General features: G+C 55.7%; 26 protein-coding genes. 13 read left to right on the top strand and 13 right to left on the bottom strand.

Annotation, left to right across the window (positions count from 1 at the left end):
- Window positions 1–12: 12 nt before the first annotated feature.
- Window positions 13–1,245 carry a polyhydroxyalkanoate depolymerase gene (locus GH784_RS07800; RefSeq protein WP_019565942.1) on the bottom strand — a complete coding sequence of 411 codons (1,233 nt, stop codon included), beginning with the start codon at window positions 1,243–1,245 and terminating at the stop codon, window positions 13–15.
- A gap of 125 nt (window positions 1,246–1,370) precedes the next feature.
- Complete coding sequence (locus tag GH784_RS07795) at window positions 1,371–2,213, bottom strand: fumarylacetoacetate hydrolase family protein (RefSeq protein ID WP_019565943.1); 843 nt, start codon at window positions 2,211–2,213, stop codon at window positions 1,371–1,373.
- A gap of 127 nt (window positions 2,214–2,340) precedes the next feature.
- On the opposite strand from GH784_RS07795, the gene GH784_RS07790 reads away from it, so the two are divergent.
- The gene (locus GH784_RS07790) at window positions 2,341–2,943 is read left to right on the top strand and encodes a nitroreductase family protein (protein WP_111790434.1); all 603 of its coding nucleotides are present in this window, start codon (window positions 2,341–2,343) and stop codon (window positions 2,941–2,943) included.
- Between the two features lie 104 nt (window positions 2,944–3,047).
- Here the strand turns inward: GH784_RS07790 and gyrB are convergent, their stop codons facing one another.
- The 5 genes from gyrB to GH784_RS07765 form a co-directional block, all read right to left on the bottom strand.
- On the bottom strand, window positions 3,048–5,483 hold the full coding sequence (gene gyrB, locus GH784_RS07785) for a DNA topoisomerase (ATP-hydrolyzing) subunit B (protein WP_013635179.1): 2,436 nt from the start codon (window positions 5,481–5,483) through the stop codon (window positions 3,048–3,050).
- A 155-nt stretch (window positions 5,484–5,638) separates the two neighbouring features.
- Window positions 5,639–6,004: a helix-turn-helix domain-containing protein gene (locus GH784_RS07780; RefSeq protein WP_003516346.1), complete on the bottom strand. Its 366-nt coding sequence runs from the start codon at window positions 6,002–6,004 to the stop codon at window positions 5,639–5,641.
- On the bottom strand, window positions 6,001–6,570 hold the full coding sequence (locus GH784_RS07775) for a Smr/MutS family protein (protein ID WP_065705049.1): 570 nt from the start codon (window positions 6,568–6,570) through the stop codon (window positions 6,001–6,003). The genes GH784_RS07780 and GH784_RS07775 overlap by 4 nt, the downstream gene beginning before the upstream one ends.
- Complete coding sequence (mltA, locus tag GH784_RS07770; RefSeq protein WP_065705051.1) at window positions 6,567–7,679, bottom strand: murein transglycosylase A; 1,113 nt, start codon at window positions 7,677–7,679, stop codon at window positions 6,567–6,569. Before mltA ends, GH784_RS07775 begins: the two co-directional genes overlap by 4 nt.
- Window positions 7,676–8,374, bottom strand: a complete 699-nt coding sequence (locus GH784_RS07765; RefSeq protein WP_003516349.1) for a Tim44/TimA family putative adaptor protein — start codon at window positions 8,372–8,374, stop codon at window positions 7,676–7,678. The genes mltA and GH784_RS07765 overlap by 4 nt, the downstream gene beginning before the upstream one ends.
- Window positions 8,375–8,515: 141 nt before the next feature.
- Between GH784_RS07765 and GH784_RS07760 the strand changes: the two genes are divergently transcribed.
- Entirely contained in the window at window positions 8,516–9,073 is a 558-nt protein-coding gene (locus GH784_RS07760) for an FxsA family protein (protein WP_065705053.1), read from the top strand.
- Between the two features lie 99 nt (window positions 9,074–9,172).
- Entirely contained in the window at window positions 9,173–9,655 is a 483-nt protein-coding gene (gene secB / locus GH784_RS07755) for a protein-export chaperone SecB (protein WP_003516359.1), read from the top strand.
- Window positions 9,656–9,772: 117 nt separating this feature from the next.
- On the opposite strand, the gene dnaQ is transcribed toward secB, so the two are convergent.
- Genes dnaQ through GH784_RS07730 form a run of 5 tightly spaced genes read right to left on the bottom strand, consistent with a single transcriptional unit; the run spans window position 9,773 to window position 13,380 of the window.
- Window positions 9,773–10,474: a DNA polymerase III subunit epsilon gene (gene dnaQ / locus GH784_RS07750; protein ID WP_003516361.1), complete on the bottom strand. Its 702-nt coding sequence runs from the start codon at window positions 10,472–10,474 to the stop codon at window positions 9,773–9,775.
- Entirely contained in the window at window positions 10,467–11,075 is a 609-nt protein-coding gene (gene coaE, locus GH784_RS07745; protein ID WP_065705055.1) for a dephospho-CoA kinase, read from the bottom strand. Before coaE ends, dnaQ begins: the two co-directional genes overlap by 8 nt.
- Window positions 11,075–11,935, bottom strand: a complete 861-nt coding sequence (locus tag GH784_RS07740) for a shikimate dehydrogenase (protein WP_065705058.1) — start codon at window positions 11,933–11,935, stop codon at window positions 11,075–11,077. Before GH784_RS07740 ends, coaE begins: the two co-directional genes overlap by 1 nt.
- A complete protein-coding gene (locus tag GH784_RS07735; protein ID WP_065705061.1) occupies window positions 11,928–12,527 on the bottom strand; it encodes a Maf-like protein in 600 nt (199 codons plus the stop codon). The genes GH784_RS07740 and GH784_RS07735 overlap by 8 nt, the downstream gene beginning before the upstream one ends.
- 31 nt (window positions 12,528–12,558) lie before the next feature.
- Complete coding sequence (locus tag GH784_RS07730) at window positions 12,559–13,380, bottom strand: pyruvate, water dikinase regulatory protein (RefSeq protein ID WP_003516369.1); 822 nt, start codon at window positions 13,378–13,380, stop codon at window positions 12,559–12,561.
- Between the two features lie 407 nt (window positions 13,381–13,787).
- Here GH784_RS07730 and hemE point away from each other — a divergent pair, with 407 nt between their 5' ends.
- The 8 genes from hemE to GH784_RS07690 all read left to right on the top strand — a co-directional run bounded on the left by hemE (window position 13,788) and on the right by GH784_RS07690 (window position 22,534).
- Entirely contained in the window at window positions 13,788–14,822 is a 1,035-nt protein-coding gene (gene hemE / locus GH784_RS07725) for a uroporphyrinogen decarboxylase (RefSeq protein ID WP_025594715.1), read from the top strand.
- Window positions 14,819–15,364: a protoporphyrinogen oxidase HemJ gene (hemJ, locus tag GH784_RS07720; RefSeq protein ID WP_065705063.1), complete on the top strand. Its 546-nt coding sequence runs from the start codon at window positions 14,819–14,821 to the stop codon at window positions 15,362–15,364. The genes hemE and hemJ overlap by 4 nt, the downstream gene beginning before the upstream one ends.
- 185 nt (window positions 15,365–15,549) lie before the next feature.
- The gene (gene rho / locus GH784_RS07715) at window positions 15,550–16,815 is read left to right on the top strand and encodes a transcription termination factor Rho (protein ID WP_013637014.1); all 1,266 of its coding nucleotides are present in this window, start codon (window positions 15,550–15,552) and stop codon (window positions 16,813–16,815) included.
- A gap of 85 nt (window positions 16,816–16,900) precedes the next feature.
- Window positions 16,901–18,232 (top strand): tRNA uridine-5-carboxymethylaminomethyl(34) synthesis GTPase MnmE, encoded by a 1,332-nt coding sequence (gene mnmE / locus GH784_RS07710; protein WP_065705066.1) that lies wholly within the window; start codon window positions 16,901–16,903, stop codon window positions 18,230–18,232.
- A gap of 62 nt (window positions 18,233–18,294) precedes the next feature.
- Window positions 18,295–20,178 (top strand): tRNA uridine-5-carboxymethylaminomethyl(34) synthesis enzyme MnmG, encoded by a 1,884-nt coding sequence (mnmG, locus tag GH784_RS07705; RefSeq protein ID WP_065705068.1) that lies wholly within the window; start codon window positions 18,295–18,297, stop codon window positions 20,176–20,178.
- Window positions 20,179–20,189: 11 nt separating this feature from the next.
- On the top strand, window positions 20,190–20,807 hold the full coding sequence (rsmG, locus tag GH784_RS07700; RefSeq protein ID WP_065705070.1) for a 16S rRNA (guanine(527)-N(7))-methyltransferase RsmG: 618 nt from the start codon (window positions 20,190–20,192) through the stop codon (window positions 20,805–20,807).
- Window positions 20,808–20,826: 19 nt separating this feature from the next.
- Window positions 20,827–21,621, top strand: coding sequence for a ParA family protein (locus GH784_RS07695; protein ID WP_013637010.1), 795 nt, complete (start codon window positions 20,827–20,829; stop codon window positions 21,619–21,621).
- Window positions 21,622–21,652: 31 nt separating this feature from the next.
- Window positions 21,653–22,534: a ParB/RepB/Spo0J family partition protein gene (locus tag GH784_RS07690; RefSeq protein WP_013637009.1), complete on the top strand. Its 882-nt coding sequence runs from the start codon at window positions 21,653–21,655 to the stop codon at window positions 22,532–22,534.
- 62 nt (window positions 22,535–22,596) lie between these two features.
- On the opposite strand, the gene GH784_RS07685 is transcribed toward GH784_RS07690, so the two are convergent.
- Entirely contained in the window at window positions 22,597–22,797 is a 201-nt protein-coding gene (locus GH784_RS07685) for a DUF1674 domain-containing protein (protein ID WP_003516384.1), read from the bottom strand.
- Between the two features lie 119 nt (window positions 22,798–22,916).
- On the opposite strand from GH784_RS07685, the gene htpX reads away from it, so the two are divergent.
- Together htpX and GH784_RS07675 are read left to right on the top strand one after the other, a co-directional pair.
- Window positions 22,917–23,882 carry a zinc metalloprotease HtpX gene (htpX, locus tag GH784_RS07680; protein ID WP_013637008.1) on the top strand — a complete coding sequence of 322 codons (966 nt, stop codon included), beginning with the start codon at window positions 22,917–22,919 and terminating at the stop codon, window positions 23,880–23,882.
- Complete coding sequence (locus GH784_RS07675) at window positions 23,879–25,264, top strand: RsmB/NOP family class I SAM-dependent RNA methyltransferase (protein ID WP_065705246.1); 1,386 nt, start codon at window positions 23,879–23,881, stop codon at window positions 25,262–25,264. Before htpX ends, GH784_RS07675 begins: the two co-directional genes overlap by 4 nt.
- The last annotated feature ends 81 nt before the right edge of the window (window positions 25,265–25,345 follow it).

Here is a 25,345-nt window from a genome sequence, read left to right as displayed (position 1 = left end):
TGGCTTCCAGCGCTAGACAGTCTGATTCTTGCGGATGAATTCCACCATGCGCGGCACAATCTCCTTGCGGAAACGCGACCCGTTGAAAACGCCGTAGTGACCGACGTCGGGCTGCATGTAGTGCGCACGCTTTTCATCGGGGATGTTCCGGCAAAGATCGTGCGCGGCTTTGGTCTGGCCCACACCGGAAATATCGTCGTTTTCGCCTTCCACGGTGAACAGCGCGACGTTACGAATGGCAGCGGGATCGACCGCCCTGCCCCTATGCTGCATGTTTCCCTTGGGAAGCGCGTGTTCGATGAAGACGGTTTCCACTGTCTGCAGGTAGAACTCCGCCGTCAAATCCATCACGGCCAGATATTCATCGTAAAAATCGCGATGCTTCTCAGCGGAATCGCCGTCGTTCTTGACGAGGTTCAGGTAGAAATCCTTGTGTGCCGTCATGTGCTTGTCGAGGTTCATGGACATGAAGCCGGATAATTGCAGAAAGCCGGGATAGACATTCCGGCCAAAAGCCGGCTGCGGCCACGGTACCTGCATGACGACATTGTCGCGGAACCATTCGATTGGCTTGGCCGTGGCCAGACCGTTGACAGCTGTGGGATTGATGCGCGTATCGATCGGACCGCCCATCAGCGTCATGGATGCAGGCGCGAAACCGTCACCATCGGCTTCCATCAGGGACACTGCGGCCAGAACCGGAACCGAAGGCTGACAAACGGCGACCACATGGGCGCCGGGCCCGATCTCGCGCAGCATATCGATGACGTAGCTGATGTAATCGTCGAGATCGAATGTCCCTTCGGTGACTGGCACCATGCGGGCATCGATCCAATCGGTGATATAGATATCCGCCGATGGCAGCAGCGCCTCGACCGTTCCCCGCAGCAATGTGGCGTAGTGGCCTGACATAGGCGCCACCAGCAGCACCTTCGGATCTGGTTTGCGGGCCGCATCGAGTTCTTTTTTGAAATGAACGAGATTACAGAAGGGACGCGACCAAATGATCTCTTCAGTGACGGCAACGGTCCGGTCATCGACGGTGGTAGTCGCCAAACCGAACTCCGGCTTGATGTAACGGCGCGTCAGCCGCTCGAATACCTCAAAGCCTGCATCGAGGCTTCGCCCGAAGGCGGTGCTGGAAAGCGGGTTCAAAGGATTGCTGCATGCCTGGCGCATCATATCGGCACCGGCGCGCAGTGGCGCCATCGCCGCATGGTTCATTTCATAGAGGTGGTAGAACACTGATTACGCCTCCTCGCGGATCAAGCTCTTTTTTTGACCATAGCAGCTTTTCGCAACTGCACAAAATCGAAGGCGCCGGTGGTTTCCCTCCGGCGCCTCAATTTCAGTTGAACGTTTGTTGATAATCAGATGTCGGCAACGAAGGTCTGTTTCTGGGAACCGAGGCCTTCAATGCCGAGTTCAACGACATCGCCGGTCTTGAGGTAACGCGGGGGCTTCTGGCCCATGCCGACGCCGGGAGGCGTGCCGGTGGAAATGACGTCGCCGGGATGCAGAGACATGAACTGGCTGAGATAGGAAACGACATGCGCGACGCCGTAAACCATGGTCTTGCTGGAGCCGTCCTGCATTGTCTGGCCGTTGACCTTCAGCCACATTCCGAGGTTCTGCGGATCGGTGATTTCGTCCTTCGTGACCAGCCAGGGGCCGATCGGACCGAAGGTGTCGCAGGACTTACCCTTGGTCCACTGTCCGGCACGCTCCGTCTGGAACGCGCGCTCAGAAACATCGTGCGAAACGCAATAACCGGCGACGTAGTCGAGAGCATCGGCCTCAGATACATATTTCGCGGTCTTGCCGATGACGACGCCGAGTTCGACTTCCCAGTCGGTCTTCTCAGAACCGCGCGGAATGACAACGTTATCGTTCGGACCGACGATTGCCGAGGTCGCCTTCATGAAAATGACCGGTTCCGGCGGTACGGTCGCACCGGTTTCAGCGGCGTGGTCAGAGAAATTGAGGCCGATACAGATGAATTTTCCGGTTCCGGCAACGCAAGCGCCAATGCGCTCTTCGGAGATTACGGGAAGAGTGCCGAGGTCGATGGCGGCAATCTTCTTCAGGCCTTCCGGAGAAATGGCTTCACCGCCGATGTCTTTGACATGAGCAGACAGATCGCGGACTTTTCCTTCCGCGTCGAGGATCGCAGGTTTTTCCTGGCCAGGCTGGCCAACGCGCATCAATTTCATGGAACTCTCTCCCGGTTGTCAGACAAGGTGATGCATATATGAACGATACATTCATACTTGTCACCCCTTGACTGCTTCGACTTTCGAAAAATACCTTTTCCCTCCCGACAATCAAAAGGACACGCCCGTGACAAATAGCAATTCCCGGCAATCCGAATATCCCGTCGATCCACTCTTCCTCGATCGCTGGTCTCCTCGCGCATTCGATGGAGATGCGATGCCAAACGAGCATCTGCTGACCATTCTCGATGCCGCGCATTGGGCGCCATCGGCATCCAACCAGCAACCGTGGCGGTTTGTCTACGCGCACAAAGATAGCGAGGATTGGCCGCTCTTCGTGGAACTGCTGATGGAAGGAAACCAGCGCTGGGCAAAAAATGCCTCAGTGCTGCTCTTCGTCCTTTCCCGCGACCACAATATTTCACGAGAGGGTGAGAAAAAGCCTTCAGCGACCCATTCCTTCGATGCCGGTGCGGCATGGTTTTCACTCGCCATGCAGGCGCATCTGCTCGGTTACCACGCCCATGGCATGGCAGGCATATTTAAAGACCAGATCGTGGAAAAGCTTGATGTTCCGGATGGATATAAGGTGGAGGCCGCAGTTGCCATCGGCACATTGACCGACAAGGCTGTTCTTCCTGACGATCTGGCAGAACGGGAAGTGCCCAGCAAGCGCCTCCCCCTTTCGGACGTAGCTTTCAAGGGGCGGTTCAGCGGCAAGGCCGATTGATATCCGACAACACAGATGACAAAAGGCCCGGCGGAAAATTGACCGCCGGGCCTTTCGTTAAAGTTTCGTTTCACGTGAATCGTCACGCGAGACGTCCCACAGGATTAAATGTCGAGATTGGCAACGCTGAGCGCATTTTCCTGAATGAAGTCGCGGCGCGGTTCCACCTCATCGCCCATCAGGCGCGAAAACAGGCCGTCGGCATCCGTGGCATCGTTGACCTTGACCTGCAGCAGCGAACGTACATTGGCGTCGAGTGTGGTTTCCCACAGCTGCTCGGCGTTCATTTCACCGAGACCCTTGTAACGCTGCATGGAAAGACCCTTGCGGCCGGCGGCGAAAATAGCATCCAGAAGCGCACGCGGTCCGGCCAGTTCCATAGTGCCGTCCTTGCGTTGCAGAACCGGCGGAGTGACGTAAATATCGCGCGTGCGGGCCGCGAGCTGATCGATATGACGGGCATCGACCGAACCGATCAGGCCCATATCGAGCGTCGAGATTTCCTTGACACCGCGTACCATGCGCTCGAAGCGCAAGCCGCCATCTTCCAGCACCAGGCCGGACCAGCCGCGTTCGGTTTCTTCCGCGATCATGTCCAGACGCCGGGCCACTTCGGCAACGGTTTCCTGGGCACGGGCAGCATCGGCCGAAAGCTCGGGGTTCAGGGCACCCGCAATGGCGGCCTGTTCCACGATGGAGCGGCTGTAGCGGGAATGCAGACCGTCGATCAGCGTGCGCATGCGCACCGCATCGAGAATGACCTCACGAAGGTCAGCGCCGATGCGTACTTCGCCGGAGCCGAGCGTCAGCGACGTATCCTCGATGCCCATCGAGATCAGATATTCTTCCAGCGCCTTCTCATCCTTGAGATACTGCACGGATTTGCCGCGCGTCACCTTATAAAGCGGCGGCTGGGCGATATAGAGATGGCCACGCTCGATCAGTTCCGGCATCTGGCGGAAGAAGAAGGTCAACAGCAGGGTACGAATGTGGGCGCCGTCGACGTCAGCATCCGTCATGATGATGATCTTGTGGTAGCGCAGCTTGTCTGCGTTGAATTCGTCCTTGCCGATCGACGTGCCGAGCGCGGTGATCAGCGTGCCGATTTCCTGGCTGGACAGCATCTTGTCGAAACGGGCGCGCTCAACGTTCAGGATCTTACCGCGTAGTGGCAGGATGGCCTGCGTTTCGCGCGAGCGGCCCTGCTTGGCCGAACCGCCTGCGGAGTCACCCTCGACGAGGAAGAGTTCGGATTTCGCCGGATCGCGTTCGGAACAATCGGCGAGCTTGCCGGGCAGAGAGGCGATATCGAGCGCACCCTTGCGGCGCGTCAGTTCGCGCGCCTTGCGGGCGGCTTCACGGGCAATGGCCGCTTCCACCACCTTGCCGACAAGAATCTTGGCGTCGGACGGATGTTCCTCTAGCCAGGTGGACAGGGCCTCATTGACGAGACTTTCCACGACAGGGCGCACTTCAGACGAAACGAGCTTGTCCTTCGTCTGCGAAGAAAACTTGGGGTCGGGAACCTTGACGGAAAGAATTGCCGTCAGTCCTTCGCGGCAGTCCTCACCCTGCAAGCTGACCTTTTCCCTTTTCATGATGCCGGAAGTCTCGGCATAGGATGTCATCTGACGCGTGAGCGCCGCGCGGAAGCCAGCCATATGGGTGCCGCCGTCGCGCTGGGGAATGTTGTTGGTGAAGCAGAGCACATTTTCGTGGTAGCTGTCGTTCCACCAGAGCGCGACCTCAACCGTGATGCCGTCCTTTTCGCCATGAATGGCGACCGGCTTGTCCACCAGCGGTTTCTTGGCCCGGTCGAGATAACGCACGAAGGCTTCAAGACCGCCATCGTAGAGCAACTCTTCCTGTTTGATATCAGAATGACGCTTGTCGGTGAGCACGATACGAACACCGGAATTCAAAAACGCCAGTTCGCGCAGGCGATGCTCCAGCGTACCAAAATCATAATCCGTCATGGTGAAGGTGTCGGGGCTCGCCAGGAAGGTGACTTCCGTGCCGGAGCGGCCCTCATATTCGCCAATGACCGAGAGCGGAGCATCGGCAACCCCATGGGTGAAGCCGATTTCGTGCAGCTTGCCATTGCGGCGGATTCTGAGCTTCAGCCAAACCGAAAGCGCATTTACGACCGAAACGCCCACGCCATGCAGACCGCCGGAAACCTTGTAGGAGTTCTGGTCGAATTTTCCGCCCGCATGAAGCTGGGTCATGATGACTTCCGCGGCGGAAACGCCCTCGGAAGAATGGATATCAGTCGGAATGCCGCGTCCGTTGTCCGTTACCGTCACCGAACCATCGGCGTTGAGCGTTACCGTCACCAGATCGGCATGACCCGCAAGAGCCTCGTCGATGGCGTTGTCGACCACCTCGTAGACCATGTGATGCAGACCGGAGCCGTCATCGGTATCGCCGATATACATGCCGGGCCGTTTGCGCACAGCATCAAGACCCTTCAGGACCTTGATCGAATCGGCTCCGTATTCAGTGTTGGCGCCGACTTCGCTTGACGATGTTTCGGTCATAAGTACTCTTTCCAAAATTTCCTGGCCAAGTTTTCAGTGAGAAGGCCTGAAGCCCGCGAATCACTCAAATCCGACATACGACTATAGAAATTCTACACTCAATCCCAAAGGCCACATGCCTCAGAACGCTGCATAAAGCAGGGGATAGAGGGGTTTCAATCGCAAGAACGGCTTTTTTGTAGCACCGCTGACAGTTCCTCTATCACACTCAGCGGCAGCTTGCGAATATCCCGCGCCAGCCGATTGGCAAAAGCCGTATATTGCGGCGGCAGACCGACCGTGTCGATCGCCACCTTGGGGTCGGAGGAGCCGGCGAGAAAGAACAATTCCTCCGCCTCATCCCAGATGATGTTGAAATATCCGGCGATGCGCTGGAGGAGATCGAAGCTCGGTTTGCCGCGTTTGCCGTGCTCCAGTGCCGAGAGATAAGCGGGGGAAACGCCGATTGCCGCCGCCATCTCCTTCTGTGTCACACCCTTGCGCTCACGAAGCAGCCGCACGGCTTCTGCAAAGGGCGTCATGATTTTTCACCCTTGCGGCGCGCCAACCGGACATAGAGAGCGCCATCGCCGCCGTGATTGGCGGATGCATCCTCATAGGACGAAATCAAGTAACGATATTCCGGTTTGGCGAACCACATGGGCACGGCCCTTTTCAGCGCACCATCGCTGCCGATGGAGCGACCCTTGCCGGTGATGACGAGCACGTGCCGGAGGCCCCGTTCGTGCGCCCGCAATAGAAAGTCGAGCAGAACCGCATGGGCTTCGCTCTGAAACATGCCATGCAGATCGATACGTCCTTCCAGCGGCAACCGCCCGCGCGTCAACTTGCGCTTAATCGGCTTTTCCATCGGTTGATGAATTTTTGGCTTCTTGTCCGGCGTAAAGGGCGAAACGTCCACCGGCTCCGCGAGCATCCTAGGGAAGACGGCGTTTGCCGTTTGCGGGACGACAGGTTCCGCCGCGGCTTCCTCGATATCGTCGAAAGCCAGCAAATCCTCCAGCCTGCCGGAGATGGGTCGGGCTGTTCTTGCGACCTTACCCCACAGAATGCGTTCTTCCTTGCCAAGCTTTCGACTGCCCTTCATCGCCGATACCTTTTCGCAGCAACATGCGGCAGCAGCATATAGAAATCGGCGTCGTTGCGCACTGTGCCTGCAAGTTCCCCGGCTTCAAAACCCGAGCCGGTGAAAATGTCGCCGCGTGCCGGGCCAACGATGGCCGAGCCGGTATCGAGCGCCAGCATCAACCGCGCGAAGGGCTTGCCATTATCCAGGTGGGTCAATGACGGCGCATGGATAAAGAAGGGAAAACCGAAGGTGTGGATGAGCCTGTCCACCGCAAGCGCCCGCCCGGCGACCAGCGGCACCTTGGCGGCGGCGATCGGTCCCATATCCAGGCCGGCAACATCAGCCTCCCGGAAAAAAATATAGGAGCGATTATGCCATAGCACCCCATCCACCTCATCCGGATGGTCGGCGAGCCATTTGCGAATTGTCTGCATCGAGATCGTTTTCGGATCCAGTTCCCCACGATCCAGAAGCAACCGACCGATCGGCGAGAACGGATGCCCGGCCTTGGCGGCATAGGTGATGCGTTTCACCTCTCCATCAGGAAACAGAAGACGGGCAGCACCCTGAACGTGGACGAAAAACAGATCGACCTTCGATTTCGCCCAGGCAATCTCAAGCCCCCTGCCCTGCAGATATCCTTCGTCGATCGCGCGGCGATCGGGAAAATAGGAAATGCCGTCCTCACCCTCTCTGCCAAAAGCATAGGACGGATCGAAACCGCTCGGGCGATTTTCGTCGTCGATATCCACCAGCTCCGGTGGGCGGCGGTAGACCGGATACTTCCAGACATCGTCGCGGACGGACGATACCTCAAGCTCCGGTTCATAAAAGGCAGTTACAAAACCGCGTTTTCCGCCGGGTGGTGAAATTTTGAAAGGTACACAATTCGTCTCGAAAAACCGGCGGGCCTGCTGGGGACTATCCGCTTGTTCCTCATCGGCCAGTTCCAGAAGCGAGGCCAGTTCGCCGGCGGTGAGACCCAGCGCGCCGGTCCTGTAGGGTTTTGAATTCCGAAGATGTGACAGGATCGTCCGCATCGCCGGAAACAGCTTACGCGGATCGTCGTCCTGCCATCCCGGCAGATCACCGAAAGAAACTTCTTCGAACGAAAAGGGCGTGTTCATTGCTCGGATTCAGTGGCGATCAGCTTCCAGTTGGGATCGCGCGAGCGGACATCACGCGAGAAGGTCCAGATGTCGTCCACTTCCGCAACCGCATCGGGATCGCCGTCCACCAGCTTGCCATCCTTGTCATAGGTGGCCGAAATCAGCTGGCTGACTATTCTGAGCGTGATCTGCTCTTCGGAATCGCGGATACCGGCCTGGGTGATATCGGCCTTCTCTATTCCCACGAAAGTGGACTTGACCACCTCGCCGCGACTTTCCCGCTCGGAAATGGCCGCCTCGAACCCGTCGAAAACTTCCTTCGACAGAAGGTTCTTCAACGTCTTGCGGTCACCATCGGCAAAACCCATGACGATCATCTCATAGGCCATGCGGGCGCCGTTCAGGAATTCCTTGGGGCGGAAGGTCGGGTCCTTGGTCATCAGCTCGCGCAGGGATGTATTCAAGGCAGTATCGACGGGTGCCAGAGCATCCGCCTCGGCAAAGCGGTTTTCGTCCTCCGCCTCAGAGCGTTTGGGCAGGGTCACGACCTTGTTATCGTCCGTGACGGGGCCTTTCGCGACATCGCGCGGCGTGTAAGGGTCGAATGGCGGCTTCTCATTGCCGGTTCGGCGACCAAGAACGCTGCGCAGCTGAAGAAAGATCAGCACCGCTGCAACGAGAAAAAACAATGTGATAAAGTCGCTAAAGCCCATCTTTTACCAAAACCGCCATTTAAATTCAAAAACCTGAACATCATATAGTCTGCATCTTATCATCATTCAAATGTGCAGATTCAATCATCGGTGTTCTCGGGAACCGGCAATCTGCCAGAGATGCACACGCAAGGCTAGAAGATGCGTTTTTCCTTTCTCCCCATCGTCATCCTGATGATGCCAATCCTGGAAATTGCCGGTTTCATCATCGTCGGCAAGACAATCGGTCTGTGGCTGACATTGGCGCTCGTCCTGTTCACGTCGTTTCTGGGGTTGCTGATCCTGCGGCTCGGCGGCATCGGCATGGTGAGAAATCTTCAGGCCGCAGGTCGTACCGGCGCCCAGCCTGCCGATGAGCTGGTCAATGGCGCCATGCGCGTCGTGGCGGGCATCCTGCTGTTCATCCCGGGTTTCATCACCGATATACTCGGTCTCCTGCTTCTGTCGAAAACGGTGAGACGTTTTTTCTGGAAGATCCTCGGACCCCGCGTCGTCGTGGCCGGTTCTTTTCGCCAGTCGGGTCAACCCGGCGGCCAGACCGGGCCGCAACCCGGTGACTTTTCCGGGTTCAGCAATGGTCAGGGAAATAAGGGTAGCTCCAAGGTCGTGGACCTCGACGAACAGGAGTTTCACCGCGAAGGGCCCAAGGATTCTCCCTGGTCCCAAAAGCCGGATGATCGCAACCTGCCCAAACCCTGAAGCACGGCAAAGGGTTAGGGAGCCGAGAGCACGAGGGTTGTAAGGCTCAAGTCGAAATGATAGACCGCCTTCCACGAAATCACGCCGCGAGGAAACGTAATGACCGCTGAAAATGGCGCACAGGGCGCAGTTAGTCCTTCCCTCAACATTCTTACCCAGTACATCAAGGATCTTTCTTTCGAAAATCCGGGTGCTCCTCGTTCGCTTCAGGCTCGTGACAATGCGCCGTCGATCAACATCAATGTCAATGTCAACGCAAACCCGATTTCTGGTTCGGATTTCGACGTTGTGCTGACGCTGAATGCCGAAGCCAAGGATGGCGACAAGGTTCTGTTTGCAGCCGAGCTGGTTTATGGCGGCGTGTTCCGCATTGCCGGTTTCCCGCAGGAACATATGCTGCCGGTGCTGTTCATTGAGTGCCCGCGCCTGCTGTTCCCCTTCGCACGCCAGATCATCGCCGATGTCACTCGCAATGGTGGCTTCCCGCCGCTGATGATCGATCCGATCGATTTCGCGCAGATGTTTTCGCAGCGCGTTGCCGAGGAACAGGCCAGAGCCAAGGTTCAGGCCGTACCGAACTGAATTGCACGAGACGCCGCTCTTTTTAGAGTTCAGACAAAAAAAACCCGGGTTCAGCGCCCGGGTTTTTATTTGAGGTTGTCGTCATTTTTCAACGGCGCATCTAAGCGCCAGGCGCACTTAATTCTGGTAACGGTTCCAGATCGCCTTGTCGCCCATGCCGAGAACGAGCTTGCCGTGCGCCGCGATGGTCTCCGCATCCAGTCTTGATGGTAGAGGATGCGGCCTTTGCAACGGCTCATTTGGGACATCATCATCCTCGATAGTGACCGCTTGCTGTTTGGAGCCGGAACCGAAACCGAGCGCTGTCTGGCGCCCACCAATCATTTCTATGTAGACTTCGGCGAGCAGTTCGGAGTCGAGAAGCGCGCCGTGCTTGGTGCGGTGGGAGTTGTCGATCCCGTAACGCCGGCAAAGTGCGTCGAGGGAATTCGGACCCATCGGGTGCTTGCGGCGTGCAAGCGAAAGCGTATCCGTCACCAATTCAGATGAGACCGGCGCAATGCCGAGGCGGGCAAATTCCGCATTGATAAAACCCATGTCGAATGTCGCATTATGCGCCACCCATCGGGCACCTTCAAAAAATTCGCGGATTTCGTCGACGACTTCGGCGAATTTCGGCTTGTCTTTCAGGAAGTCGTCGGTGATGCCATGCACCGCAAGCGCGTCCGGGTGAACCTTGCGATCTTCCGGGTTGATATAAATATGCAATGTGCGGCCGGTCGGAAAATGGTTGTTGAGCTCGATTCCGCCGATTTCGATCACGCGGTCCAGTTTCGATTCAAGGCCTGTGGTTTCCGTATCGAAAATGATCTCACGCATTTTTCTCTCCGTTGCCCGAACCGGCACTTAGTCTCTGCAGAATTTCTCTTACCTGATCCCGCGCAGCTTCGACACCATTTCCGCTATCGATGATAAAATCGGCGCGCCGGCGCTTTTCGGCATCGGGCATCTGCCGGGCCAATATCATTTCGAATTTCTCTTCCGTCATGCCGGGACGGGACAAAACCCGCTGGCGCTGTATTTCCGGCGCGCAACTAACAACGACTACTTTATCGACCCTCGTTTCCGCGCCGGTTTCAAACAGTAGCGGGATATCGAGAACGGCGAAATTTTGATTTTCCTCTCTCGCCTTACGGAGAAAAGCTTCCTGTCTTTCACGAACAAGCGGATGGACGATTGCTTCCAGCATTCTAAAATTAGCCGGATTCTCCCTGAGGATGTTACCGAGTTCAAGACGGTCGACCGTGCCGGAAATGGTCGTGCCCGGAAAGGCGGCTTCGATCATCGGCACGGCTTCTGCTGAATAGAGGTCGTGCACAACCGCATCAGAATCGAGAACCGGTATACCTTCCGCGGCAAACAGTTTCGCCGTGGTCGTTTTTCCCATTCCGATCGAGCCGGTGAGACCGATGACGATCATCAATGTTTCTCCATATCCTCAATGATGAGGCAACGAAGAGTGTCATCAACTTCCGGCGTTTTGCCGAACCATTTTTTAAAGCCGGGTTTTGCCTGATGAAGGAGCATGCCAAGCCCATCGACCGTCGCAATACCCTGTGTCTGCGCCATCTGGAGGATGGGGGTTCTCAACGGCACATAGACGATATCGGTTACAACAGCACTTGCAGCGAGCGGCGAAAAATCAATCTCGGGCGCTTCCGTTCCGTCCATACCCAGCGATGTCGTGTTCACAAACAACCCGGCGTCCTGCATGACTTCATGAAGCGCGCCCTGAGGATGAGAAAAAACCCGTGCACCGAAACGGTCAGCCATTTCACGGGCACGTTCGACCGTGCGGTTCAGGACATGGATTTCGGCAATGCCGCGGTCCCGTAGCGACTGAACGACGGCCCTGCTTGCACCGCCGGCTCCGAACACCACCGCCCGGTCGGTTTTCTCCCATCCGGGATGGCGCTCATCGAGATTGGAAACGAAGCCATAGCCATCCGTGTTGGTGGCATGCAGCCTGCCCTCTTCCATCCAGACGGTATTGGCTGCACCCAGTTCCTCCGCCAGCTCGTCGGGACTATCCGCCAGCTTAAAGGCCGCTTCCTTGTGCGGAATGGTAACATTGCCACCCACCGCTGCACCAGGTCCCTGGTCCTTTAGTGCCGTGATGAAATCGGGGAAGTCATCGGGGGCAACCTCAATGGCCTTATAGGAGCCGGGTATCCCGAATTTCTTCAGCCAGTAGGAATGGATGATCGGTGACCGGGAGTGCTTGATCGGATAACCGACAACGAAGGCGTTTATAGTTAATGTTTCACGTGAATCAGCCATCGATGACATCCATGTCGCGCAGTTTCATTAAGAGAGGCAGAAGCGGCAGGCCAAGAATGGTGAAATAATCCCCCTCTATCGAAGTAAATAGCTGGATTCCTTCGCCCTCGAGCTGATAGGCACCGACACTGCTCAAGGCCTTTTCACCCACGCGTTGCAGGTGGCGAGAGACGAATTCGGCGCTCAAATTTCGCACCGAAAGCTCGGCACTGGAAATCGTCTGCCATACGACATCACCGCCGCGGGCAAGAACGGCTGCACTGTTCAGGCGATGAACCTTGCCGGATAATGAGAGCAGATGTGCTTCGGCTTCGGCCATGGTTTTTGGCTTGTGGTACACCCGGGCACCGAGCGCCATCGTCTGGTCGCATCCAAGAACGAGTGCTTGCGGATGCAGGGCACTTACCGAGAGCGCCTTCGCCTTGGCCAGTTCCAGCGCAACCTCTTCCGGCTTTGCGCCATTTTTTTCCAGCTGCTCGTCGAGCGCGCGCTCGTCAATATCCGCCGGGATCGCCGAAAAGGTCAGCCCCGCATTGCGCATCAACATCTGACGGGATGCGCTGGACGAGGCGAGGATCAACTCTTGTTTCATCGACTGTCTGCTCCGAATGTTGCGATCCGGATTATCGTGTCCTCGGGCGAAGGGCAAGGATTGCCGCGGCCGTTTCCTCTATGGAGCGGCGTGTAACATCGATCAGCGGCCAATTGTTACGGGCACAGAGCGCACGCGCATATTTCAGCTCTTCCATGATGGTAGCGCGATCCGTGTAGCGCCCGCTGTCAAATCCGCCGGTCGTGCCGAGTTCCCGGTTTTCACGTACCTGCGATATGCGGTCCGATGTCGCGACAAGACCAACGATCAGAGGACGGGTGGCGGCATAAAGGCTTTCCGGCAACGGCACGTTTGGAACGACCGGTATATTGGCGGTCTTTATGCCTCTGTTGGCGAGATAGATGCTTGTCGGTGTTTTCGACGTTCGACTGATCCCAATGATGACGATATCGGCTTCGTCATAGCTTTCCGGCATTTGCCCGTCATCATGGTCCATCGCAAAATTGAGCGCTTCGATCCGGGCGAAATAATCCGCGTTCAGCGCGTGCTGCGCCCCGACCCGCCGTCTCGAAGGTGCGCCGAGATAGGTCTGGAAAATGCCGATGATCGGTTCGAGGACGTTGACGCAGGGCACCCCGATCGCGTGACAGCGCAAATCCAGGAACTCGGCCAGCTGCTGATCCACGATCGTATAAAGAACGATGCCCGGTTCCTTGTCGATCAGATCCACCACCTGGGCGAGCTGCTTCTGGTTCCTGATCATCGGATAAACATGTTCCACCGGCATCGAAGCGTGGAACTGCGCCGAGACGGCACGACCGGCCGACATGAGAGTCTCTCCGGTTGAGTCCGAAATCAGGTGCAAATGGAAGAAACTTTTTTTGTTCTCCACGCTGTTTTTCTCTCGCTGTTGATAAACCGGGACAAACTTCCGAATTGTTCCGCGGGCCGAGCCGCCTCGTGGATAAAGTGGGTTTTTTCCACAATCCGCAAGTGGCGTCCTTGCTATCAGGCATGCCTGTGAATTGTCTGGAAACTCTGAACTTGTTCAAAACTGTCCACAGATGATCCACAGGCAATGGCTTCAGAGGATAGAACTTAAATAGCTGAAAATATTATATAAATATCTATTATCCCATTTATTGCGATGAAGCGATGAAATGTCGTGTTCAGGTCTTGGCGCTTACACCCGACTGCGGCATATCGACTGGAAAGATTTTAATCCTTGCTACTCACCGACTCTAAGAAATAGAAAATCTTTTAAATCTCTTAGATTTTATTTTTTGGAAGTTGGGTGGCATGAGCGAGCGTAAGGTTTTAAAGGTGTTGAACGGGCAGACGGTCACACCTCCGCCCATATGGCTGATGCGGCAGGCAGGGCGTTACCTTCCGGAGTACAGGGAAACGCGAAAGAACGCCGGCAGTTTCCTCGATCTCTGTTATAATCCCGAACTGGCAACCGAAGTGACCCTTCAGCCCATTCGCCGGTTCGGTCTTGATGCAGCTATCCTCTTTTCCGATATTCTGGTGATACCGGATGGGCTTGATCGCAATGTTTCCTTCAGCGAGGGAAAAGGTCCGGCCATGGATCCGATCGATGTGGATGGTATCGACAGGCTGGATGCGAGCAACGTGATTGCGCATCTTTCACCCGTTTTCGAAACCGTCTCACGTTTGCGCCAGACCTTGCCTGATGAGACGACGCTTCTCGGTTTTTGCGGTGCGCCCTGGACGGTTGCAACCTACATGATTGCCGGCCACGGAACGCCTGATCAGGCGCCGGCGCGGTTGTTCGGTTATCGGGAGCCGGCAGCCATGGAAAAGCTTCTTGCCTTGCTGGCTGAGGTTTCCGCCGACTACCTTGTGGCGCAGATTGATGCCGGGGCCGATGCGGTGCAGATTTTTGATTCCTGGGCCGGGGTGCTTGGCGAGAAGGAATTCGAGGAATATGCGGTAAAACCCGTCGCCCGTATCATCGCTTCGGTGCGCGCTCGCCGCCCCTCCGCGAAGATCATCGCCTTTGCCAAGGGGGCCGGTTATCTTTTGAAGGATTATCGCCGCAAAACGGGCGCAGACGCCATCGGGCTCGACTGGTCGGTGCCACTCGGTTTCGCAAGGGACTTGCAGAAGGAAGGCCCGGTACAGGGCAATCTGGACCCCATGCTGATGGTGGCGGGTGGCAAGGCTCTGGAGGACGGTATCGACGCTGTGCTGCAGGCTCTGGGACAGGGCCCGCTGATCTTCAATCTCGGCCATGGCATCACGCCGCAGGCCGATCCGGAAAACGTTGCAAGGCTGGTGCAGCGGGTGCGTGCCGGCGGAGCCGGGGCATGAGCGGCGAGAACCAGACCTCCGCCCGCTCAGGAAACAGGGCTGCCCTTCGCGCAGGTATGGCGCTCGGTGTCTTTGCCGCTTTTGTCGCGCTGTTGTTTTACGCCGATCCGGCCGATCTCTATTTGTGGATCAAGGCGCTTCATATCATCGCGGTGATTTCCTGGATGGCGGCGATTTTTTACCTGCCGCGCCTGTTCATTTACCACACCGATGCACCCACCGGTTCGCAGCAATCCGAAACCTTCAAGGTGATGGAACAGCGGTTGATCAAGGTCATCATGAACCCGGCGATGATGATAAGCTGGATATTGGGGCTTTATCTCGCATGGTCGGTTTATGGTTTTTCCGGCGGCTGGCTACATGCGAAAATCGCACTGGTGGTGCTTCTAACCATCGCCCACGTCTATTTCACCCGCAGTGCCAAACGGTTCGCCCGGGATGAAAATATCAAGCCTGCCCGTCACTGGCGGTTGATGAACGAGGTTCCGACGGTACTGATGATCCTCATAGTCATACTTGTGGTTGTGAAACCCTTCGGTTAAGAGGTCGCAACGATAAATTTCGCGGAATTCGTGCTTTCCTCTTGCAGTAGCCCTATTCAATCGCTATTTTCGGACCACTCATCTCGTGGCATGTGAATTATTCAGTCATCTGCGGCTTCTCCCTCAGCATCTGATTCGCGAACACGCCCTCCCCCGACATTACATTATCAAACGGTCTTTCCTTCATGGCTGAAATGAAGCTTCAGGAACTTAAGAGCAAATCGCCTACCGACTTGCTAACTTTTGCTGAATCCCTGGAAGTTGAAAATGCGAGCACCATGCGCAAGCAGGAGCTTATGTTCGCAATCCTCAAGGTTCTCGCGAGCCAGGACATCGAAATTATCGGCGAAGGCGTCGTTGAAGTCCTGCAGGACGGTTTCGGTTTTCTACGGTCCGCAAATGCAAATTATCTGCCGGGTCCGGACGATATCTACATTTCGCCCTCGCAAATTCGCCGTTTCTCTCTGAAGACCGGCGATACTGTCGAGGGGCCGATCCGTGGACCCAAGGAAGGCGAACGTTATTTCGCGCTTCTCAAAGTCAACACGATCAATTTTGACGATCCTGAAAAGATCCGTCACAAGGTTCACTTCGATAACCTGACGCCGCTTTATCCGAATGAGCGGTTCAAGATGGAGCTGGAGCTTCCGACATCGAAGGATCTGTCGTCGCGTGTGATCGATCTGGTCGCGCCACTTGGCAAGGGCCAACGTGGATTGATCGTCGCCCCGCCGCGTACCGGTAAAACTGTTCTCTTGCAGAACATCGCGCATTCCATCACGGCTAACCATCCGGAATGTTACCTGATCGTTCTTCTGATCGACGAACGTCCGGAAGAAGTCACAGACATGCAGCGCTCGGTCAAGGGTGAGGTGGTGTCGTCAACCTTCGACGAACCAGCTGTACGCCACGTCCAGGTGGCCGAAATGGTCATCGAAAAGGCGAAGCGCCTTGTCGAACATGGCCGCGACGTCGTTATCCTGCTCGATTCCATCACCCGCCTCGGCCGAGCTTATAACACGGTCGTTCCGTCTTCCGGCAAGGTTCTGACCGGTGGTGTGGATGCCAACGCGCTGCAGCGGCCGAAGCGATTCTTCGGTGCCGCACGTAACATCGAAGAAGGTGGTTCGCTGACGATTATCGCGACCGCGCTGATCGACACCGGCAGCCGCATGGACGAAGTCATCTTTGAAGAATTCAAGGGTACGGGTAACTCGGAAATCGTGCTTGACCGTAAGGTCGCTGACAAGCGTATCTTCCCGGCGCTCGATATTCTCAAGTCCGGTACACGTAAGGAAGACCTGCTCGTGCCGCGTCAGGATCTCCAGAAGATTTTCGTGCTTCGTCGAATTCTCGCGCCGATGGGAACGATGGATGCCATCGAGTTCCTGATCGACAAGTTGAAGCAGACCAAGACAAATTCGGATTTCTTCGAATCGATGAATACCTGATCCGGAGTTTTACCGGTTCCATCGACAAAGCTTTAAAGCCGCATCCGTTCATTCGGATGCGGCTTGACTGTTTTAACCGAGGTGAATGATGCCAGCTTCCGCCGATACCATTTATGCGCTCTCCAGTGGAGCATTGCCGGCCGGCGTCGCTATTATCAGGATCAGTGGGCCCGCAGCCTTCCAAGCCTTTGTGACGTTGACCGGTCGTGACCTTCCCGCACCGCGGCAGGCGGTTTTGTGTTCGATTCGAAACCGAAACAATGAGATCATCGATCAGGCGCTGATGGTCGTTTTCCCTGGACCCAATTCCTTTACGGGTGAGAACTGCATCGAAATCCACAGCCACGGCAGCCGTGCGGTTGTCGCATCAATTTTTGCCGAGCTCGAACTGCTTGAAGGATTTCGGCCTGCGGATGCCGGCGAGTTCTCCCGCCGTGCGTTTGAAAACGGCAAGATGGATCTTCTCGAGATCGAAGGTCTGGCGGATCTGCTGCAGGCTGAAACGGAGATGCAGCGGCGGCTAGCGGTTGAGCAGAGCACTGGTAAGCTGTCAGCGCTCTACGATGGCTGGGCAGGCCGGTTGACGCGTGCTCGCGCCCTGATCGAGGCGGAGCTGGATTTCGCCGACGAGGAAGATGTGCCGGATTCCGTTGCCGCGCAGGTGTGGGACGCGATGATGCAACTTCATAGTGAAATTACCAGCCATCTCCAGAACGGCGGAAGCAGCGAGATCATTCGTGACGGGTTCAAGGTGGCGCTGGTAGGGGAGCCTAACACTGGCAAGTCTACGCTTCTTAATGCTCTGAGCGGCCGTGACGTTGCTATTGTCACTGACATTGCTGGTACGACCAGAGACGTGCTGAGCGTTGATATTAATCTCGACGGTTACCTGGTCCGCATATTCGATACGGCCGGAATTCGGGAGACGCAGGATTTGGTCGAAAAGGAAGGCGTAAGGCGGGCCGTTCTGACAGCGGAAACCGCGGATCTTATTTTGATATTGCAAGATAACGATTCGACTCCGAAACAATCGATCATTTCGCTGGAAAATGCTCGCCATTTGCATCTACGGACAAAAACCGCAATTTCCTCTTCTACAGTTGACGCTGTTTTTGATCTCGCCATCTCCGCCAGGGAAGGCGTCGGTCTCGACGAATTGCGTCTATTGATAAAGCGAGAGATTGAAAGCAGGGTTGGTGTTGCGCAGACATTGGTCCCTGCCCGCGCCCGGCACAAAAAACGACTTGAAGAGACGCTGAACTATGTTAGTGATGCGCTCAATTCCGAGACCATGGACCTTACGATAAGGTCGGAATATTTGAGACTCGCAGCAACATCGCTTGGACGCATTACTGGCCGCGTCGATGTGGAAGATTTGCTGGGCGTGATCTTCTCGGAATTCTGCATAGGAAAATGATTCACGTGAAACATTGGTGGCCAATACGGCAAAGCCGATGATTTGGGATAAGGCGCAGGGATATGCACCAGTCATTTGATGTCATTGTTATCGGTGGTGGACATGCCGGCAGCGAAGCTGCGGCGGCCGCTGCACGACATGGCGCTAAAACCGCTCTCGTTACCCATAAGCGAGAGACGATCGGGGTGATGTCCTGTAACCCGGCAATCGGTGGTCTCGGTAAAGGACACCTGGTCCGCGAAATTGATGCGCTGGACGGTTTGATGGGCCGGGTTGCTGATGCAGCGGGAATTCAATTCCGTATGCTCAATCGCAAAAAAGGCCCCGCCGTCCGCGGGCCGCGCACGCAGGCTGATCGACGGCTTTATCGCGAGGCGATGCAGCGGGAAATCAATGCGATTGAAAACCTTAGCATTATTGAAGGCGATGCATTCGATATTGACATGACCAATGGTCGGGTATCTGCCGTTAGAATGGCGAACGGTAGCCGGATTCCTTGTGGTGCTGTTGTGTTGACGAGCGGCACTTTTCTACGCGGCCTTATTCATATCGGCTCCGAAAAGATTCCCGCAGGCCGGGTTGGTGAAAAACCGTCTCTTGGCCTTTCCGAAACGCTTGGCCGTCTGGGCCTCGCCATGGGCCGGCTGAAGACTGGCACCCCTGCCCGGCTTGATGGTCGCACGATCGATTGGAACGCTGTGGATCGGCAAGCGGCCGATGAAGATCCTGTTCCGTTCTCCTTTATGACGGATCGCATTGTCAATCCACAGATCGAATGCGGCGTAACCCGAACGACGCCGGCTGGACACAAGATCATTCAGGATAATATTCATCTGTCAGCGATGTATTCGGGACAGATCGAGGGTGTTGGTCCGCGCTATTGTCCGTCGATCGAAGACAAGATTACACGCTTCGGTGAACGGGACGGTCATCAGATATTTCTGGAACCAGAAGGCCTTGATGACCACACAATTTATCCAAATGGAATTTCGACGTCGCTTCCTGCCTCAGTTCAGGAGCAGTTTATCCGCACCATCCCCGGCCTTGAGCAAGTCAACATCATTCAGCCCGGCTACGCGATTGAATATGACTATGTCGATCCGCGTGAGCTGAAGCCTTCTCTGGAATGCCGGAAAATTCCGGGATTGTTCCTGGCAGGGCAAATCAATGGCACGACGGGTTATGAAGAAGCAGGCGCCCAGGGTCTGGTTGCCGGGTTGAATGCGTCGCTATATGCAGGCAATGCTGACCCTATCCATTTCAGTCGTACCGAATCCTATATCGGTGTGATGATCGACGATCTCACCTCCAAAGGTGTCAGCGAACCCTATCGCATGTTTACGTCGCGAGCCGAATATCGGCTTTCACTTCGCGTTGACAACGCTGATCTGCGACTTACACCTATTGGTCAGATGGCTGGCATTATCGGGCATGACCGCCAAAAACGCTTCGCAGATTTTATCTCAGATCTGGATCGGGGTCGCGAGCTGATGAAGAGCATTTCCATCAGTCCCTCCCAGGCTGCTAAACAGGGATTGAAACTCAACCAGGACGGTCAACGTCGTTCGGTTTATGAAATGCTCGCCTACCCCGATATCACGATGGAAACTCTTACCACTCATTGGCCGGAGCTACGGGCGCTTAATACCAAGGTCGCTGAGGTTTTGGAAATCGAAGCGAGTTACGCTGTCTATATGCAGCGTCAAAACGCGGATATCGTCGATATCAAGCGAGACGAAGACAGAAAAATTCCCAATGATTTCGATTTTCAGTCTTTATCCGGACTCTCCAACGAACTGAAACAAAAGCTGGAAAAGGCACGTCCAGAGAACATTGCCCAGGCTGCGCGTGTTGACGGTATGACACCTGCTGCGATATCGCTGCTTCTCGCACTTCTGCGGAAAGGCTCCGCATCAGGAAGTGAAAAATTGCGCATGCACCAATAGCGAGTCGGACCATGAAGATAAACGGCCAGAGTGTTTCACGTGAAACACAGGAGAGGCTCGAGCATTTCGTCGAGCTCTTCAAGAAGTGGAACAAAACCACAAATCTGGTTGCGCCTTCGACTCTCACTGAGCTCTGGAGTCGGCATGTCGCGGACAGCGCACAGATATTTCAGCTCGCCCCTCAACCGCAAAAGTGGATTGATCTGGGAAGCGGCGGCGGTTTTCCGGGCGTCATTACAGCGATTTTTCTCGCGGAACTGGGTGATGGTTGGGTCGATCTGGTAGAGAGCAACAATAAAAAGGCTGCGTTTTTGCGAATTGCGCTGAAAGAAACCGGCGCAAGAGGCGCGGTTCATCCAGTCAGAATTGAAAAAGCGCCTGAAATCGTTGAAAATAGCGATGCGGTTTCGGCAAGAGCCCTCGCCGAGATGAATTTACTTTTCGAATATATTCACCCGTGGGCGCAAAATAATCCAAATCTCAGGGCATATTTCAATAAAGGCAGGGATTATGAATCCGAACTGCAGAAAGCGCATGGCCGCTGGCAGTTTGATCTGATAAAACACCAGAGTGCCATTGAGGCAGATTCTGTTGTTCTTGAAATCAGTAACCTCACTAAGAGGCACTGACGAGCTGGTCAGGTGCGGTATGACTTCTGAAAAAAACCGGATTATCGCAGTCGCAAACCAGAAGGGTGGCGTTGGCAAAACAACGACGGCCATCAATCTGGCTACCGCGTTGGCGGCTATTGGAGAGCGTGTGCTGATCATTGATCTCGATCCGCAGGGTAATGCCAGCACAGGATTGGGAATCGACCGCAAAGAGCGCAAGCTTTCTTCCTATGATCTTCTGGTGGGTGATCATACCGTTGCCGAAGTTGCGGTTCCGACAGCAGTTCCGAACCTCGATATCGTCCCGTCAACGATGGATCTTCTGGGCTTTGAGATGCAGGTTGCGAATGTTGCCAACCGCGTCTTTCTGTTGCGTACCGCCATGGAGACGCAGGAAGCCAGAGACTATTCCTATATTTTGGTAGATTGCCCGCCCTCTTTTAATCTTTTGACGATGAATGCCATGACCGCTGCTCATTCTGTGCTGGTACCGTTGCAGTGCGAGTTCTTTGCGCTGGAAGGTCTCAGCCAGTTGTTGGATACGGTCAGCCAGATACGTGGTTCGGTAAACCCGCAGCTTGATATTCAGGGTATCGTTCTCACGATGTTCGATGCGCGCAACAATCTTGCGCAGCAGGTGGTTTCCGATGTGCGGATGCATCTGGGAGAAAAGGTTTACCACACTCTCATTCCGCGCAATGTTCGGGTTTCCGAAGCGCCGTCTTATGGTAAACCGGCAATTCTTTATGATCTGAAATGCGCTGGCAGCCAGGCTTATTTGCAATTGGCGTCCGAAGTGATCCAGAGAGAGCGTCTGCGCAAGGCGGCCTGACGTTTTGCCGGACTATATGGAGTAATATCTTATGAGTGATGATCTTTCCAAGCGTCGACTCGGACGCGGTCTTGCGGCGTTGATCGGCGAAATGGATCAGCCTGTGCCGGTGGGTGAACCGCAGCGCGCCGTTAGTGCGGATCGCGCCATCCCGATCGAGTTCATCGCTCGCAGCCAGAGAAACCCACGTCGACACTTTGACGAAAATGAGTTGCAGGATCTTGCCTCATCCATTCGTCAGCACGGGATTGTTCAGCCTGTGGTCGTGCGAACGATTGGCGTCAACCGTTACGAGATAATCGCTGGTGAACGGCGCTGGCGCGCGGCACAGCTGGCCGGTTTTACGGACGTTCCTGTCATCGTTCGGGATGTAGACGACCGCACGGCTCTGGAGCTGGCTATCGTCGAAAACGTCCAGCGTTCCGATCTGAATCCGCTTGAAGAAGCGATGGGCTATGAGCAGTTGATCGCCGAACATGGCTACACCCAGAACGACCTCGGTGAAATCATCGGCAAGAGCCGAAGCCATGTTGCAAACAGCCTTCGTCTTTTAAAACTTCCCGATCCGGTTCGGGACATGTTGGCGGATGGTTCGCTTTCCGCTGGCCATGCGCGCGCGCTTGTTTCCACTTCCGATCCGTCAGGTCTGGCTCGGACTATCGTTTCCAAGGGGCTTTCGGTGCGTGATGCCGAGCGCCTGGCGCAAAACGACATCAAGTCGCAGGGTGACGTCTTGGAGAAGCGGCCTTCGGCTGAGAAGGATTCCGATACGGTCGCGCTTGAACGCAGCCTCTCGGATGCTCTCGGTCTGGACGTGAAGATTAGCCACAAAGGCGGATCGGGACAAATCCGCATCGGATACCGCACGCTAGAGCAGCTGGAAGCCGTGTGCCGGCTTCTGGAGCAAAAATAAGCAAGTATCTGTTTTAATTGATAAAATACCCGCGTTTAGCGGGTATTTTTATGCCGTGGTGCTCAAAAGTCGATAGCGCGGCCGTTTATTTCGTAGTCACCGAAACGAACAGGTTCCGCGCCGCCGCGACCGCCGGTTTCCTGCGGCAATTGAAGATCCGCCTGTTGTTTGCGCCGTTCTTCCGCTTCCTTTAACGCACGTTCCGCCGCCGGCGAAAGCCGCTTGAGCATTTCTGCGCCGTTGTCATTATCCGCATCCTGCATGAGTAATCCTCCCTATGACGGGATATTGAAATATGTTTGCCGTTCACCAGATTATATAAACAGATGGGCTTTATAAACCCCGGAATATTTCCTGAGTGGTAACAAGGAGAATTTGACATATGAACATGATGCGCACGGCAATGCTTCTGGCCTTCATGACGGCATTGTTCATGGGTGTCGGTTTTCTGATCGGCGGTAAGGGCGGCATGATGATTGCCTTGCTTATTGCCGCTGGTATGAATCTTTTCTCCTACTGGAATTCGGACAAGATGGTCTTGTCGGCCTATCGTGCACGCGAGATCGATGAGGCGAATGCGCCTGAATTTTTCCACATGATCCGCGATCTCTCGCATAATGCCGATCTTCCGATGCCCAAGGTTTATATTTATGATAGCCCGCAGCCGAACGCCTTCGCGACGGGAAGAAACCCGCAGAATGCCGCTGTCGCCGCCTCGACGGGCCTGCTGGAGCGCCTCACCCCTGAAGAAGTGGCTGGTGTCATGGCGCATGAGCTGGCCCATGTGCAGAACCGCGATACGCTGACGATGACTGTGACCGCGACGCTGGCAGGCGCCATCTCCATGCTCGGCAACTTCGCATTTTTCTTTGGTGGCAATCGTGAAAACAACAATAATCCGCTGGGCTTTATCGGCGTACTGGTTGCGATGATCGTGGCGCCGCTTGCCGCGATGCTGGTGCAGATGGCGATCAGCCGTACCCGGGAATATTCTGCCGACCGGCGGGGAGCGGAAATTTGCGGCAATCCGCTCTGGCTTGCTTCCGCACTGCAGAAAATTTCGGGCATGGCGCAGAGCATTCATAATGAGGATGCGGAGCGTAACCCGGCGACGGCGCATATGTTCATCATCAATCCCCTGTCCGGTGAGCGCATGGACAACCTGTTTTCTACGCATCCGAATACGGAAAACCGGGTGGCGGCACTTCACGCTATGGCACAGGAGTTTTCCCCGCGAGGATCGACGCCAGCGCCATCGGGTGATAGACCTCAGCGCAAATCAGGCTCCGTTCCCAATACGGGCTGGGGACGAGGCAAAGAAAACGAGCGCAAGGGACCGTGGTCTTGACATCCGATACTCAAAATAAGCCGTCCCGGTCTAAAAAACCGGGACAGGACCATGCAAGGGGCCGCGAAGACGGCCCTTCGTCTTTCCAGGATAAACCCGGCCTTGCTGCACGCGTTGCCGCAACCCGCATTCTGGCGGCCGTTCTGGAAAAGAAAACCTCGCTGGACGGTATGCTGGACAGCGAAAACGGCAATCCCGTCTATCGCGCGCTATCCCTTGCGGACCGGGCGCTGGTGAGAGCGATCGTCAACAGCGCGCTTCGCCACCTTCCGCGTATCGAAGCCGCCTTGTCGATGCTGCTTGACGGACCGTTGCCGCAGGGCGCCCGGTCGCTTCATCACGTCCTTGTCGTTGGCGCAGCGCAAGTGCTTCACCTTGATGTCCCCGATCATTCTGCGGTCGATCTTGCCGTGGAACAGGCCCATCGCGACCCGCGCAACAGGCGTTTTGCCAAGCTGGTGAATGCCGTCCTCAGGCGATTGGGCCGGGAAAAAGCAGAAATCGAAAAGGCGATCGCGGATGTGCCCGTGCTGCCGGACTGGTTCTACGCTCGGCTTGTTTCAGCTTACGGAGATGAGGTTGCCAAACGGATTTCCGAAGCGCAGCTGACGCCCTCTTCCATCGATCTCACGGTGAAGAACGATCCGGCGGTCTGGGCGGAAAAGCTGGGCGGTACGGTTTTGCCGAATGGCAGTGTCCGTCTCGGTGAATTTGAAGGCCAGATTCCCTCGCTTGAAGGCTTTGCCGAGGGTGCCTGGTGGGTTCAGGATCTCGCGGCCAGCATGCCTGTCAAGCTGATGGGCGATATTTCCGGCAAACGTGTTGCCGATCTCTGTGCAGCTCCGGGCGGCAAGACCGCCCAGCTCGCGCTTGCCGGTGCGAAGGTGACTGCCCTGGACCAGTCCAGCAATCGTCTTCGCCGCCTCAGGGAAAATCTCGACCGGCTTGGTCTTCACGCCGAAACCGTTGAAGCCAATATGCTAAAGTACCAGCCGGAACAGCTTTTCGACGCCGTTCTTCTGGATGCCCCCTGCTCGTCTACCGGCACGTTGCGTAAACATCCCGATGTCTGCTGGACGAAGGACGAGGATGATATTGCCAAGCTTGCCGCTCTTCAGGGCCAGATGTTGCGACACGCGCTCACGCTGGTGGGAGCCGGCGGCATTGTGGTGTTTTCCAATTGCTCGCTCGATCCCTCTGAAGGGGAAGCGATGATTGCACAGGTCCTGGCGGAAAACCCGGACTTCGAGCGTGTTGCCGTTCGCAAGGACGATTGGCCGGGAATGGAAGCCGCCGTCACTGCCGAAGGCGATCTTCGTACAACGCCGGATATGTTCGGCGGCATCGATGGGTTTTTTAGCAGTGTCTTGCGTAAGAAGTAGAAAAAAGCCAAGCTTCCGCGAATCATTGGATAATTGCCGATACGTTCCGATCATCACGGTTCACTCATAAAAACAAAACAT

Source organism: Agrobacterium tumefaciens (assembly GCF_009649785.1).
In the GTDB taxonomy this organism is placed as follows: Bacteria; Pseudomonadota; Alphaproteobacteria; order Rhizobiales; family Rhizobiaceae; genus Agrobacterium; species Agrobacterium tumefaciens.
This window is presented reverse-complemented; position numbering and strand designations above follow the sequence as displayed.

Bases quoted from the DNA above. Each gene is read 5' to 3' on its own strand.
- GH784_RS07795 (WP_019565943.1), bottom strand. From the start codon at position 2,213: ATGAAATTGATGCGCGTTGGCCAGCCTGGCCAGGAAAAACCTGCGATC.
- gyrB (WP_013635179.1), bottom strand. From the start codon at position 5,483: ATGACCGAAACATCGTCAAGCGAAGTCGGCGCCAACACTGAATACGGA.
- GH784_RS07780 (WP_003516346.1), bottom strand. From the start codon at position 6,004: ATGACGCCCTTTGCAGAAGCCGTGCGGCTGCTTCGTGAGCGCAAGGGT.
- GH784_RS07775 (WP_065705049.1), bottom strand. From the start codon at position 6,570: ATGAAGGGCAGTCGAAAGCTTGGCAAGGAAGAACGCATTCTGTGGGGT.
- mltA (WP_065705051.1), bottom strand. From the start codon at position 7,679: ATGAACACGCCCTTTTCGTTCGAAGAAGTTTCTTTCGGTGATCTGCCG.
- GH784_RS07765 (WP_003516349.1), bottom strand. From the start codon at position 8,374: ATGGGCTTTAGCGACTTTATCACATTGTTTTTTCTCGTTGCAGCGGTG.
- GH784_RS07760 (WP_065705053.1), top strand. From the start codon at position 8,516: ATGCGTTTTTCCTTTCTCCCCATCGTCATCCTGATGATGCCAATCCTG.
- secB (WP_003516359.1), top strand. From the start codon at position 9,173: ATGACCGCTGAAAATGGCGCACAGGGCGCAGTTAGTCCTTCCCTCAAC.
- dnaQ (WP_003516361.1), bottom strand. From the start codon at position 10,474: ATGCGTGAGATCATTTTCGATACGGAAACCACAGGCCTTGAATCGAAA.
- coaE (WP_065705055.1), bottom strand. From the start codon at position 11,075: ATGATCGTCATCGGTCTCACCGGCTCGATCGGAATGGGAAAAACGACC.
- GH784_RS07740 (WP_065705058.1), bottom strand. From the start codon at position 11,935: ATGGCTGATTCACGTGAAACATTAACTATAAACGCCTTCGTTGTCGGT.
- GH784_RS07735 (WP_065705061.1), bottom strand. From the start codon at position 12,527: ATGAAACAAGAGTTGATCCTCGCCTCGTCCAGCGCATCCCGTCAGATG.
- hemE (WP_025594715.1), top strand. From the start codon at position 13,788: ATGAGCGAGCGTAAGGTTTTAAAGGTGTTGAACGGGCAGACGGTCACA.
- hemJ (WP_065705063.1), top strand. From the start codon at position 14,819: ATGAGCGGCGAGAACCAGACCTCCGCCCGCTCAGGAAACAGGGCTGCC.
- rho (WP_013637014.1), top strand. From the start codon at position 15,550: ATGGCTGAAATGAAGCTTCAGGAACTTAAGAGCAAATCGCCTACCGAC.
- mnmE (WP_065705066.1), top strand. From the start codon at position 16,901: ATGATGCCAGCTTCCGCCGATACCATTTATGCGCTCTCCAGTGGAGCA.
- mnmG (WP_065705068.1), top strand. From the start codon at position 18,295: ATGCACCAGTCATTTGATGTCATTGTTATCGGTGGTGGACATGCCGGC.
- rsmG (WP_065705070.1), top strand. From the start codon at position 20,190: ATGAAGATAAACGGCCAGAGTGTTTCACGTGAAACACAGGAGAGGCTC.
- GH784_RS07695 (WP_013637010.1), top strand. From the start codon at position 20,827: ATGACTTCTGAAAAAAACCGGATTATCGCAGTCGCAAACCAGAAGGGT.
- GH784_RS07690 (WP_013637009.1), top strand. From the start codon at position 21,653: ATGAGTGATGATCTTTCCAAGCGTCGACTCGGACGCGGTCTTGCGGCG.
- GH784_RS07685 (WP_003516384.1), bottom strand. From the start codon at position 22,797: ATGCAGGATGCGGATAATGACAACGGCGCAGAAATGCTCAAGCGGCTT.
- htpX (WP_013637008.1), top strand. From the start codon at position 22,917: ATGAACATGATGCGCACGGCAATGCTTCTGGCCTTCATGACGGCATTG.